Origin of the sequence: Teredinibacter sp. KSP-S5-2 (assembly GCF_032773895.1) — a bacterium.
GTDB lineage: Bacteria > Pseudomonadota > Gammaproteobacteria > Pseudomonadales > Cellvibrionaceae.
Genome location: NZ_CP120416.1, coordinates 2,016,670 through 2,029,851 on the forward strand (window position 1 = coordinate 2,016,670; position 13,182 = coordinate 2,029,851).

The following is a 13,182-nucleotide window of genomic DNA, read 5'->3' on the forward strand; positions in this document are numbered from 1 at the left end:
AGCTATCAGCTGGGCTTTTTACTTTAAGAATTAACAACTTGTTGTTCAGCAGTAAGAACTAAGCATCCCTCCATAACTCTCACTGTGACTGGTGTGTCAATCGAGAAGCCTGCTTGATCCAGCCAATGGCCTTTGAGTTGAAGCCAGGGCACTTTGGCTTGTGAATTGTTCTGTGTTTTACGATGGTAGTCGTAAATCATCGAGCCGGTTTTAATCTGCCGAATATGACAGATGGGTTTTGCTTTAGTAGGCTCACTTGTAGCCATAACTCACTTCTTACAGTGATTGTGGTTAGCTGGCTGGTTGGGGGGCAACCCAATCAGTCAGCGATTAATGAATAGTTATCTTCTAATATCTTGGCTTTGTCCAACGAGCTTTTGCATATTAGCCCAAGCAACAAGGCTATTAAGCAGTACGATAAGGGCTTTTTGATCCTCGTCAGAGAGCTATCAATGTTGGCAGCCTCCTTGCTTAAATACCGTAATCACTAGCTTGTTGGGGGGCGTTAATAATCACAGGCACATGCTTTTCCCTGGGAACGGGTTATAGTGGTGGGTAGGAGACATAGATGATAGCTTGCTAAATAGGAGTTTTTGCGAGTCCTTTAACCCTATACAAGAGGCTTACTTAATGGAGATACTTAGTTGTGATACCGACGCTTTCTGGTCGAATTATGAACTGATCTTCTGGTTTATGATAAAAAGTTGAGTACTTTATTTTTTAGTTGAAGAAAACTCTTAGTCCTACTAAAAAGTGGCCATTATGTGAGCATACATACTTAAAATCATTGTGCTTATTGATGTAAGCTTAACTGCTTTGATGTAGTATTGTCATATGACCACAACAGCTGTATACCATTGGTGGGATGATTCCAGCCTTATTGACAAGGTGTGGCGTAACCACCACTCCCCACTTATTACCTCCATCGCAACCTTGCGTGCATGCAATCCAGATATTGAAATTTTAGTGCTGTATTCCGGGAATAGAAAGCTCAATGAGTTTGAGCCCTATTCAAGCTTATTAAATTTCAGGGTGGTCCCAATCTCTTTTTATATGGAAAAATACAGGGAGTACGTGGGATGGGATTACTTATCCAGATTATTTGATTTGCGTCGAAATGCACATCATATCAATACAGATACCTTGATGTATTGTGATGTCGATGTGTTTTGGTTCCAAGACCCGCTTCCACATTGTGCGAACCCGAAAAAGTTCTGTTTCGACGGTGGAAATAGCGGCTTTTTTTATTACCAACCGGAGTCGGAGGAGTACGAAAGGTTTATTGAGGTTTTTGAATCGTATACGCTGTCTGCTTTACATTCTAAGGATATGTACCAGCTTATACAGAAATGCAGACCCTATGAGAGTGACCATTATTTATACGATGAGATGGTTCTGGCATATATGCGAAAGTATAACCCTAGTTTGTTACAACACATTGACCTTACGGAGCATTGCCGCCCAATGCATATTCATAAATATGGCCAGGAGCTTAAAAATATCCGAATGCTTCACGCCCATGGCATGTTTATGGCTAATCCTTTTACAAAAATTAAATATTTGCAACTCAACTGTAGAGGCTTGCTTTGCTTGCTCTTTTCTGAGCTATATGAGCGAATTTGCCAGGTGTTGGACCCAAAAGACATATTCTCGAAAGAGGAGCTGGCTTATGTGCTGCCTAAGCAGTATAGCTTGCTGGAAAACCCTCAGAAACTGCTCGCAACTAGGAAAGCGGACGGGTTTTATTACGCGCATTTATGTGGGCGGAGCAGATAATTTTCGTTGAGCTCGAAGAGTATTTGTGTTGGCAAATGGCATTTTATTGCTTTGAGTTAATTCTTACGTAGCCAGATACTCGAGCCCGCAGCGGTAATTTCGTACTTCTCATCATGTACGGAAAGCGGAAAGGTCTCTCGCATGATCTCAGGGTAGAGAGTATCCAGCATGGCGTTAAAAAAGCATATCGAAAAAGCAGTATTGTATTGTAGAAACCCACGTAGCAAGTACACCTCGTTCCACAATCGGCCATGCAATAGCCAATCTTTCGGGTTTTCAAATGGCCAGTAGACATCGTGAAAATGAATCATTACACCGGGCTTTAAACGAGGAAGAATCTCGAAAAAAATACGATTCACATCGCTACCAAATTTTGTAACGTGAGAAGAATCGATGAATAACCAATCACCACTATTCAGCTTGTCAAACATCTCAAGTTCAACATCCTGAAGTTGTAACTGGATTAGTTTATGCTTTTTTCTATCATTTTCCTTGAAAATCTCATGCAAACGGTATGGGTCTGGCTCGATAAATACCAGTTCGATATCATTGTTCAGAAAGTGTTCGTTCGTATCTAGCATCAGTGCTGATGAGTAGCCAGATCCGACCTCAATAATTCTTTTTGGCGGTCGATGGCGGAGCATCCCAAAAAGCACACAGGCATCTGTATAAGAAAACCAGCCATTGTCCAGGTAGTAGCGAAATTCAGGTTGTGGTTTGTCTGGAAAAGGGATGCATGATTGATACTGTTTGAGTTCGTCAGCTAATGCAAGCTGCGCTTCAAGGTTTAAATTCACGCCCGCTATGCTTTTCTGCTGGTGATTAACCAGGGACTCATAGCGTTTTTTTATAAAAGCAAAATTAGGATAAGGGGAGTAGTAGTGACCAATAGGGTACTCAACAGTGATTTTATTTAAGTAATGTGTGTGAATAATTTCTTGCGCTTTCTTTTTTGCATCGTTTCTGTCGACCATGAAGAAACCTTGTCCTTTTTTGGGGGGATCTGGAGGTCTAGGTTAGCAAATCTAAGTGATATTGCACAATAATATAGATACTATGGATTTTGCCCTCTCATAGGGTAAAACAATCAATTTTGGAGTAAATATAAATCTGAAAATCGTCTACTAATTTTAGCCTAAAAAAAAGCTTTTTTTTGTGAGTAAAATGAAGTTTTTCATTGAAGTTATAGGCGAATCTTGATAGATTTTAAGCGTTTTTAATCGCTTCTTGGGGCGAGAATTTCAGAGATGTAATCGCATTTTCTATGCGTTTAGTTGCTAATTTAGAATCAAAATTCAACCCCATTTGAAACTCAGTTAACAGTATTCAAGGAAGGTTCAGAGGCTTTTCTTATAGCGAGTAGCCCGTTTTATAAGTAGTTTGGCTCTGTAATACCATTGGCATTATGAAAATAGGATCAACAAATAGCCGTAATTCAAGGCTCCTTCCGTATTTAACGAAACGAAAAATATATTCTGCCTGGTTTACGCGGATGCAGTGCGAGTACTCTCGCTATATTGATTTTCCTAACGATAACCAGGAAGTGCATAAGTTGGGGCGCCAGTGGTTAGCTTTCTTGCTTGAAATGTTACTGGAGTATTGTGTTTCAGGTGACCCGAAGATAAAACAGTTATACATAGCGGAAAGGTCTCGCTTTTTCGGAATTGACTGTGATTGGCACAAAAAAAATGCATTTTATCGATCTATTATTCAAGCAGAAGTAGAAGATATTTTGTGTGAACTGGATACTGATAGGCAGAAGTCGTTTTTAGCTTTGTCAGAAGATTTACATCGGTCTTTTATCCAGCAACCAGTTAAATCACTAAAAATAATCGTCGTTGGAGACTGTGTACTCACAGACATACTAACAGGCTTAAGAGCTCGATGTCTTAATCATGCGATTGATTTGGATGTAAAGCAAATATATCTAGGTGCGTGGAACAGTGAGACTTTTGATTCGTCGACCGGTTGTGCGGTATCACAAGAATTAGATGAAAATATCGATGTAATCGCGGTAAGTTTTTTTTCCTATTGGGGAACACCGTTGTACCGTGCAACGTTACTAGACATCGCCCAAAATGGATTTTGTGAGGAAAGACATGAAAAATCGATCAACGATATGATGACCTATGTTCACCAATTTATCCAAAGTATTCGAAGTGTCTCAAATGTACCCATTTTGATTCATTCAACTGGGGGGTTGCCCTGGGTACTGAATTATAGGTTTCAACGGGACGAGCCTTGGTTTACGGTAGAGGGCAATGCACCATTTGAATGGCAATACGTATTTGGCGACTTAAACAATCAGATCTCCTTACTTACATCACAATATGAAAACATATCGATTGTTGATGAAAAGAAAATAGTTTCTCGCATTGGTGCGGAAAAATGTTTTTCCCCTTATTTGGATGAGCGATTTTGGCAGGGCGCTATTTTTCGTCCAATTGAATTTGGACGTCAGCTGGCCGAAGCTTACTTTTCTATTTTACACCCGCTTTCGGAGTTTAAGCGAAAAAAGGTGGTAGTGGTTGATTTTGACAATACGCTTTGGTCAGGAATAATGGCCGAAGGTTTGGTGGACCACTATTGGGATAAACAAGAATTACTACAAAATTTGGCTGATCAAGGCATTCTTTTAGTTGCTTTGAGCAAAAATGCTAAGGAAAATATTCGTTGGTCTGAAATGAGTTTGACAAGAAACCGTTTTGTTGAGCTATGTTTTGATTGGGAAAATAAAGTCGATAGGCTGCCTGAAATTGCCAAAAATTTAAATTTAGCTATGGATGCTTTTATATATCTGGATGATTGCGAAAGGCAGCTTGGTCTGGTGTCACACTACTACCCTGAAGTATGTTGTCTGGATGCAAAATCAAATATTTCTTGGGGTATGCTTAAAAAAATGCTTTCTTTGTGTAATACCGCAAAAACAGATGAAGCCAAAAATAGAACACGTTTTTATAAAAATAATTTAAAACGTGTTTCATCTATAGAAGGCGAAAAATCAGAACATAGCTTGTTACCTCTTGAAATTAAGGTGTGCAGTAAAGAGTTAAGCAATGAGGAAATTGAACGGGCGGAGGAAATTCTGTCTCGCACAAATCAATTCAATACATCGGGGGAACGTTATTCCAGACGCGAACTCCAAAGTATGATTAATAGTCGTTTGTGGGAAGTATGGCGATTTCGTTTATGTGATAAATTTGGCGATATGGGATTAGTCGGTTTGGTTGTGGTTCAAAAAAAAATTTCGGAGAAAGTTATTTTCTTTTCAAACTTTGTCATGAGTTGCCGGGCAATGGGGTATGGTCTTGAAACACATATGTTAAGCTTTTTGGCTGATCAGTATGACAGTTGGTGCTTGATTGGACAGTACATTAAGTCGGAAAAGAATGCGCCGTGTGAAAATTTATATCAAGACCACAGCTTTTCTCCTTGCGGAGGAAATAATTGGATTAATAAAAACCCGAGTAGCATACCTAAATCCCCGTTTTGGATAAACTCTGAAACCGATGTTTAGGCAATTACATAAACTAGCCCAATGTATGTATGGTTTTAAACTATGATTTCTGCAGTAATACCTGTAAAACTAAGACACTGTGAAAAAAAAGAAGGCATTAAACAGTGTGAGTTGCTTTTTCGTTCTTTAAGTAAATTTTGTCAGGAGGGCACATTCAAAAAAATATTCGTTATCTGTCCATCTATCGATTTACTTGAGTTAAACGTACTATCGGAAAGATGGCCAGAACTGTCTATTGAAGTGGTCGATGAAAACGTATTAATTGGTCATTTAAGGATGAAGGGATTTGTCGATGGTTGGGTATTGCAGCAAATTATAAAGCTTAAAGCACATGAGCTTGTTGAAACGGACTTCTATTTGACTTTTGATGGTGATTGCCTCTGTATTAGGAATATGGGGTATGAAGACTTGGTCAATGACAATAAAGCGTTAATTCAGTTGGAAGATAAAAAAATTCACTCACAGTGGTGGAAAGGCGCCGCAGAAGTGCTTGACTACCCACTGGATTTTAACAAGATTGGCATGTCGGTTACTCCAGCAATTTTATCGAGAGATGTGGTAAAGGGCTTGATCAATGAGTTGAGTTTAAAATATGCATCTTGGGAGTCAAAACTACTTTCTTACTGCATAAAGTTCGTAAATGGACAGCCAAGAGGTTGGTTACCCCATCAGATTTGGTCGGAATATACCTTATATTTTCTCTATTTGGAGAAGCATGGCTTGCTATGGGATTATCACTTTACATTTGGTGGGGAGTATTGGGAGGAAACGCTGATATCGAAAAAGTGTTGCTGGGTGATTGATGAATACGATCAACTGGAGCCTGAGATCCTTTTTAACGGTGAGGGAAGAGGGTTCTTTTCTGTGATACAAAGCAATATGAATGTTCCTGTTGCTGAAATTGAAGCCCTACTGTCACCATATATATAGTCATTTGGTGTTTACGAAAACCGCGTGTATAAAAAATGATTTCGATTGAGCAGCCGTTTTTTTCGGTAATTATTCCAACTCGAAACAGGGAACTGTTGCTTAGACGAGCAATAGCGAGCGTTTTAGCTCAGGATTTTGAATCCTATGAAATTGTTGTTGTTAATGACGCCTCAGATAACTCTTATGATGTAAGCTGTTATGAGAATGTCCATAATTTGGTGTACATCCATAACCGTGAAAATTTAGGGCAGGCAGAAACACGGAATTTGGCTGTGAACCAGGCATCGGGGAGATATTTAGTATTTCTCGATGACGATGACGAATTATCTAGCAATTTCTTATCTATGACATATCAGTACCATAAAGCGCGGAGTTTTGATGTGGATATGTCCTGGTCAAGTGTTACATCACTTGAAACTGTAAGGGGAAAGGTAGTTGCTAAGCCAATTGTGTGGGGGCGACAGTATCAATCATATGAGCATTCTCCTGTTCGATTACTTCGATCTGGGTTAGGTTATGGTGTGGTAATTACAAAAGAACTCTTCTCCAAGGTTGGTGGATTGGATTCTAGTTTCAAACTTGTTGAAGATACCGAATTTTTTACAAAGTTTTTGTCTCAAGGCTATTTTCCCCATGAAATAACGTCTACTAATGTATTTATGCATGTGCACCGTGCTGTAAGGCTAACTAAAGACGTAAATACCTTTAAAAATAGAATATTGGAAATTGAGCGAGTTTTAAGTCTTTATCGATCTTACTTTGATCATAATTTTAACTCAAAAAGTGATTTGCATTGGACTATACGTGGCTTAGAGATTCAAATAGAGGATGCATTGAAAATGAAGTCAAAGGGAATACTAAAGTGAGTCAATCCAATCCGAAATTTTCGATTATATTGACAACTAAGAATCAAGAAAGAAATTTTAAAAAGTCTCTTGCAAGTGTCTTTTCTCAGTCTTATAAAAATTATGAGATTATTATTGTTGACGATGCATCAAACTCTGTCTATGACTTGTCTGGACTGGAGCACTATACAAAACGGTATAGTATAAAATATATAAAAAATTCAGAACCACTAGGGAACTTTGAGTCAAAAAACATTGCTTTTAAGTCTTCGGAGGGCGAATACCTTATTTTCGTTGAAGAGTGGTGTGAACTGGATAGAAATTTTTTGCTAGGAGTTCATGAGTTTTGTGGTAATTGTAAATCGAACTCATACTTTTTGTGGTCGACTTTATTTACTATAGGTGCTATGCGAGATAAGAGTAGTGCTCAGAGAAGAACATGGGATCGACGACTTCTGATTGATAAATATAACGTCGAAAGGCTACTCACAACCTCGGTCGAATGGGGTGTTGTTATTCCCAAGTGTTATTTTGAAAATGTAGGAGGATTTAATAGCTCTTTCTACTATTATGGAGACATTGATTTATTTGTCCGCCTTGTAAATTACGGAGCAACACCCTACGAGAATCCCAGATCCTCCATATATCTTTATGAAGAAAGGAAAGACAACCCGGAGGAAACAGTCGAGTCAATGCAAAAGAAAATAAATGAACTCTCAGTTATTTTCGACACTCACACAAGTTTTTTTGAGAGATATTTTCACTGTAAAAGCAGCTTGTTTTGGAAAATTGAGCAATCCAAACTGGAGTTGTCGGATATTCTTCAAGCATAGGAATTAGAATATGAATAACGACTTTCCTCTAGTATCATGTCTATGTCTAAGTCGAAAGCGAACTGAAAAATTGGCTGTTGCAGTAAACTGTTTTCGTCAACAAACATACCGGAATAAAGAACTTGTACTTCTGATTGACTCCAGGGACGAAGAAACCAAAGATTTTCTTAGTGAAGTCCATGATCCTAATATACGCGTTATAAGTTTGGATCCCGTAAAAAGAAAGAGAACTCTGGGAGAGTTGAGAAATATCTCTATCCGGGAATCAAAGGGAAAATTTGTATGTACATGGGACGACGACGATTGGCATCACAAAGATAGATTGAAAGATCAAGTCGAAGCTGCGCTACGTTCAGGATATAGAGGTTCGATTTTGACCCATACAATTATGTATGATCAGGTTAAATGTGTAGGTTATATATCTTCCGGACGAGGGTGGGAAAATACCGTAATGATTGAAAGGGAGTTTATTTTGAAAAATGGATTGATGTACCCCCCTTTAAATAAATCCGAAGATTTGTCTTTTGTGCAAAAACTCAAAGAAAAAGGACTGCTATGTGGTGTCACCAAAGCGCAATTATACGTATATAATTTTTACGGAGACAATACCTGGAATAGAGAGCATTTTGAATACTTGTTTAGCTTAGGAAGGTTGTTGACGGAGAAGCAATCCGAGCTTTTAGCAAAAAATTTGACGCTAAGTTCTATCAACAATATGGCTGAAGAAGTGCTTGATTCGGAGGAGTTTTACCGGGATTTGATCTACTGATATAAAAGGAGTAAATGTGACTGAATTAGAAAATAAGGTATTGGAAATTATTAGAAATAATCAGGAGTTTGTTGGTAGTAACATAAATTTAGAGACAAAGTTTCGAGAAGATCTTGGGGTTGATTCTCTGGTTATTGCACAATTGGCTATAGAAATTGAAGATGCTTTTGATATTCGATTTGAAGGTATTCACATGTCTGATTTAACCACAATTAGGCAGGTGATAATAAAGACAGAAGAATTGATTGAAAGGAACTCTAAAGTTCAGTGATTTATATGCAAAAATATATGGAATACCTTAAGCCCGGTAATGTTATCTCCGAAAATAAAGATCTTGACGGAGTTAGCATTGTAATTCCTACTTACAACCGAAACCGCCTATTAGATTTATCTTTGCTTTCATTGGTAAATCAGATATTTCCGAAGGATAAGTATGAAGTTATAGTTGTCGATGATGGCTCGAACCCCAAGGCGGATGTCGTAGTTAAGAAATACGAAAGTGTAATTGATCTGACTTATTTGTATCAGGATGATCAAGGATTTAGGGTTTCAAAAGCTCGGAATCTAGGTATAAAAGCAAGTAAATATAAGACAATTCTTTTTATTGATTGTGGGGTTTTATGTGGCCCTGATGTGGTGAGTGAGCATTATGCACTACATAAAAAGCGCTCGATCGTTGCTATGGGACTCCCTTTTTGTTTTGAAACGGGAAAGGGTATTCCACCCGAAATCGATAAGCTTCTGGATCTAGGGGAGTTGAATATTATATTTAAACTTATGGGAGATGATAAAGCTTATATTGACCCACGATACATTTTCTTTCAAAAGTACAACTTTGATTTAAGTAACATGAAGACTCCATGGATTTTTGCTTGGACGTGTCATTTGTCAGTTTCGAAATCTTCGCTGATTAATGTTGGCGGATTTGATGAAAATTTTAAAAGCTGGGGTGGCGAGGACGTTGAATTGGCTATACGGCTATATGATAACGATAATAAGTTTGTGGTCGCAAGAGATGTCAAAACTTTTCATATCCCCCATGATAAAAATAAAATTGGCCGCCTTTTGTCTGGGAGAAACAATGCAGATTATATTCATAAAAAACACAATACAAAGTACACCGCTCTCTTGCGAGAAGGGCATGGGAACGAGGCAATGATTCGGATAATTGAGACGGGATTGTTGGATAAGGTACGTTAGCTACTCTGATTTTAGCCAGATAATCTGTTTCGGGGCTAAGATCCTATTTATATCGTGTTGTTGATTTATGCAAACCCAATTTTTAGGAAGGTTGTTTTTTAAGAAGACGTTTTTTTCTATAGGTTGAGGTGTATGATTGTAGTTGGCTACTAATAGGAAGTTTTCGTTTTCGATTTTTTTTCGTAACACTAAGAGATTGTTTTCGGTATTTAGGGCTTTGGCATACGAGTTTATTATTGCTGGATATTTCTCACGGATAGCATGGTATATGTTTTCTTCTTTATCTGGGTGATTGACGATAGTTCCTCCTAAAAAATAGAAGATAGGATCGTAGTGGCTACGTATGTATTGTAAGCCTTTTTGTTCTGGGGAGTAGAGTATTGCTGAATTTGTTATCATTGGTTTTGGATAGTTAGAATTTATAGCATTAGATATTTTTCCGCTATCTTGTTGTTTAATCCCCAAAATTATGTCTCCAAGAGATCTTAAATCTATCACATTTCCGGCTGTTCTAGGAAACGTTAAGATGTTTGTCGCATTGTCCACTACAAAATACACTTCTGAGTACGATTTTGTATGGGCGTTTATAAGTTCTTTTAGTTTTGCTCTTCGGCTTATACATTGAAATTCGCTGGCCGGGTCATACTTTCTAAAATATGTTCGCCTTAAATCAAATATCGTGTTATCGAGATTTTCGGAACTATGTATCCAATTGATTAATGTTTGATGTGTTCTTTGATCCTGAAAGTCAACGTAATATACACCATGTTCGCATACTTTAAACCCAAAGGAGTCTTGCTTGATTTGCAAGTTCGTTTTGTTCTTCAGGAATGGGTGTCTTCGGATCCATTTTTTTGCTTCCGAAATGCTTTCAAAACAAAGAGCAAGTTCGGGATTTTCGTTGTATATTATGCTGTTTAAGCAGGGATGGTAGGCTGATATGGAATTTTTCCATTCAGTTTTGAATGTACTGTGATTGTTATTTCTTTTTTCTTTAAAAGATATTGTTTTTGTCTTTATATCCTTTCTCTGAAACGGTAGTGTGATTTTGGTGGCGAGATCGTACTGTATAAGTTCTTGAATTTGAGGTTGGCTAAGAAGTATTCTTTTGTAAAAGAGTTCTTCTAAAGCTATATTTGGGTCAGAGCACTTTAAGCAGTCTCTAGCTTCTAGATGAAGGCTGTCAATAAACTTTCCTGCTCTTGGATACCCTCTCCAAATGTCGCTGAAATTTCCTAGTCGACGGTATTTTGTTTTAAATTCATCTATGGATGTGCATGGGAAATGCAGTATTAAAGGGGATTTTTCGTCCATAAAGTTTATATTACTTTTTGTTGGACGAAAAGAATGGACATCGTCGATATGAATATTTTTATTTATTAATGAAGCGCATTTTCCATTTTGATAGTAGTTAAAGTATAGCGGTCTTAACCAGCTGCAGCTGTCGATAAATGATTTCTGTTCTTTGGAGTAATGCCATCTTGCTTTGCAAAAATAGTTTTTTTTGAAGTAAGGGGTGGATAAATAAATATTGGTGTTTTCGGCTGTAATCGGTATTGCCTCATAATTTTTGAAGATGGCGCTGACTTTTCCTGACGCTTCTAAATTTTTAAAAAATGTTTGAATGTTGTGATTGTTGAGATAAAAAAGTTCGTCTATATCAATATGAATAAGCCAATCTATCCCCTCGTTCAGCGCAAGTGATTGAGCTAGGTATAAGTTAAGTTCTTGTCGAACCATAACTTCAGATGAGTGTAATCTTTCTCTGTCTTTTTGATGATAAATTGGAGTAAGCGCCCAATTTTCCTTGGTGAATTTATTCACATGAATTGGGGTGACGTTGTTGTAGCTGATTGCTATTTGGTAGGTTTCAGAGCACTCGTCATCTATAAATAAAAAAATATGAGAAACTCCAATTGACAGATGGTATTGAATGAAAAAATCAATATTCCATCTTGCATCAGCAATTGTGGATACAACTCCAATTTTAGTTCTTGTTGGTTCGGACATAATCTAGATCGCTTTTTAGCAGGATCATGTTTAGTAATGACAAGCATGATCCTGTAAAATTCAAATATAATAATTTCTGACTATTGCAGTACGGTCTTACTAAGTAGTTGATCCGCCAAAGCAATAAAGTTGTCGCCATCTTCTGCGGTTTCTAGAATATGGTTAAGTAGGTCTACAGACTCCTGAACTCTATTTAGATTGATGAGCGTTTCTGCTTTGTGATAAAGGGCCGGAGCGTAGTTGGGATGTTCATTTAGCAGATCACTCCATATCTCTATAGCGATATCCGTATTACCCAGATCTCTTTCAACCAGTCCAAGTTGAAATAATTCATTTATCTTTGCGTTAGGGTCTTTTACTTTAGTTAAGTAGAATTCAAATGCGCCTTTTGCTTTTTCAAATAATCCAATAGTAGCGTATATTCTACCAATCAAAGCATATGTTTGAAGCGGTGTGGCGGCACGGGCAACAAGATTTTTAAGTTTAAGAAGTGCATCTTCAGGGCGGTCATTTCTAAAGTCAAAATCGGCTAGTGCAAGTAGTTCATCACTATCAAAAGCTGAGTAGTTGTTCATAATACTTATCCTATAATATGTTTTTGTTTATTTCTTGAGTTCAAGTAGTCTTCGAATGCTCTTTAGTGCTTCTTTGTGAATTTGAGATATGCGTGCGTTACTTAAATTAAGTAGCTCAGCAATATCTTTAAAGCTTAACTGTTGGTAGTAGTAGCTCTTTATTATAAAACGTATTTTTTCGGGAAGAGATTCCACTATTTCAAATAACTTTCTATTTGTCTCTGCTGCAATATAGTAATTGCAAAGTGAGTTTTGTGAATCTGAGCTACTCTCAATCAGCATACCCAATGCTATGTCAACGGTAAGGTCAGCTATAATCGTCAGAGGGTCATCTTCTTTTTTTTCGTAGTAATTTACCAAATCATCATTTTTTTCCTTTCTCTTGCTGAATGCTCTCTCTTTTTTTGTTAAGTCGCGAATCGCATTTAGAATGGATCCTTTCATTCTGGGGTAAGCGTATCCCTTAAAAGGTATGTTCATGCTTGAGTCATATTTGTCGATAGATTCAAGTAGAGATACAGAGCATATACCCAAAAAATCCTCCCAATCTAGAAGATAATGTTGGTAGTTTTTATAGATACTGCCCGCAATTTGTCTACACCAGGGGAAGTAAAGCTCAAAAATCCTATTTCGATTTTTGACTGAAATTTTTCCTCCAGTTATAGACCAGATCTCATCCAATGGGTCTATGTTGTGATGAATATCCTTTTGAAACACGTGTTGCATG

The 13,182-nt window shown here is 37.6% G+C and carries 13 protein-coding genes; 8 read left to right on the plus strand and 5 right to left on the minus strand.

Annotated elements, in window-relative coordinates; all coding sequences use genetic code 11:
- Nucleotides 1-23 precede the first annotated feature (23 nt).
- Entirely contained in the window at nt 24-266 is a 243-nt protein-coding gene (locus P5V12_RS09045; RefSeq protein ID WP_316957027.1) for a SymE family type I addiction module toxin, read from the minus strand.
- 568 nt (nt 267-834) lie between these two features.
- On the opposite strand from P5V12_RS09045, the gene P5V12_RS09050 reads away from it, so the two are divergent.
- Nucleotides 835-1,776 (plus strand): hypothetical protein, encoded by a 942-nt coding sequence (locus P5V12_RS09050; RefSeq protein ID WP_316957028.1) that lies wholly within the window; start codon nt 835-837, stop codon nt 1,774-1,776.
- Between the two features lie 56 nt (nt 1,777-1,832).
- Here the strand turns inward: P5V12_RS09050 and P5V12_RS09055 are convergent, their stop codons facing one another.
- Nucleotides 1,833-2,750 (minus strand): class I SAM-dependent methyltransferase, encoded by a 918-nt coding sequence (locus tag P5V12_RS09055; RefSeq protein ID WP_316957029.1) that lies wholly within the window; start codon nt 2,748-2,750, stop codon nt 1,833-1,835.
- Nucleotides 2,751-3,268: 518 nt separating this feature from the next.
- On the opposite strand from P5V12_RS09055, the gene P5V12_RS09060 reads away from it, so the two are divergent.
- The 7 genes from P5V12_RS09060 to P5V12_RS09090 are packed head-to-tail and all read left to right on the plus strand — an operon-like array spanning nt 3,269 to nt 9,870.
- Complete coding sequence (locus P5V12_RS09060; RefSeq protein ID WP_316957030.1) at nt 3,269-5,293, plus strand: HAD-IIIC family phosphatase; 2,025 nt, start codon at nt 3,269-3,271, stop codon at nt 5,291-5,293.
- A 42-nt stretch (nt 5,294-5,335) separates the two neighbouring features.
- Entirely contained in the window at nt 5,336-6,223 is an 888-nt protein-coding gene (locus tag P5V12_RS09065; RefSeq protein WP_316957031.1) for a DUF6492 family protein, read from the plus strand.
- Between the two features lie 35 nt (nt 6,224-6,258).
- Nucleotides 6,259-7,089, plus strand: coding sequence for a glycosyltransferase family A protein (locus tag P5V12_RS09070; RefSeq protein ID WP_316957032.1), 831 nt, complete (start codon nt 6,259-6,261; stop codon nt 7,087-7,089).
- The gene (locus P5V12_RS09075) at nt 7,086-7,901 is read left to right on the plus strand and encodes a glycosyltransferase family 2 protein (RefSeq protein WP_316957033.1); all 816 of its coding nucleotides are present in this window, start codon (nt 7,086-7,088) and stop codon (nt 7,899-7,901) included. The genes P5V12_RS09070 and P5V12_RS09075 overlap by 4 nt, the downstream gene beginning before the upstream one ends.
- Before the next feature lie 10 nt (nt 7,902-7,911).
- Nucleotides 7,912-8,670, plus strand: coding sequence for a glycosyltransferase (locus tag P5V12_RS09080; protein ID WP_316957034.1), 759 nt, complete (start codon nt 7,912-7,914; stop codon nt 8,668-8,670).
- Between the two features lie 16 nt (nt 8,671-8,686).
- Nucleotides 8,687-8,941 (plus strand): acyl carrier protein, encoded by a 255-nt coding sequence (locus tag P5V12_RS09085; protein WP_316957035.1) that lies wholly within the window; start codon nt 8,687-8,689, stop codon nt 8,939-8,941.
- 5 nt (nt 8,942-8,946) lie between these two features.
- Nucleotides 8,947-9,870 (plus strand): glycosyltransferase, encoded by a 924-nt coding sequence (locus tag P5V12_RS09090; protein WP_316957036.1) that lies wholly within the window; start codon nt 8,947-8,949, stop codon nt 9,868-9,870.
- Here P5V12_RS09090 and P5V12_RS09095 read toward each other — a convergent pair whose 3' ends face one another.
- The 3 genes from P5V12_RS09095 to P5V12_RS09105 all read right to left on the minus strand — a co-directional run bounded on the left by P5V12_RS09095 (nt 9,871) and on the right by P5V12_RS09105 (nt 13,181).
- Nucleotides 9,871-11,880 (minus strand): glycosyltransferase family 2 protein, encoded by a 2,010-nt coding sequence (locus tag P5V12_RS09095; protein WP_316957037.1) that lies wholly within the window; start codon nt 11,878-11,880, stop codon nt 9,871-9,873.
- 80 nt (nt 11,881-11,960) lie between these two features.
- Nucleotides 11,961-12,455, minus strand: a complete 495-nt coding sequence (locus tag P5V12_RS09100; protein ID WP_316957038.1) for a tetratricopeptide repeat protein — start codon at nt 12,453-12,455, stop codon at nt 11,961-11,963.
- 27 nt (nt 12,456-12,482) lie between these two features.
- Nucleotides 12,483-13,181 (minus strand): sigma-70 family RNA polymerase sigma factor, encoded by a 699-nt coding sequence (locus tag P5V12_RS09105; RefSeq protein WP_316957039.1) that lies wholly within the window; start codon nt 13,179-13,181, stop codon nt 12,483-12,485.
- Nucleotide 13,182 lies beyond the last annotated feature (1 nt).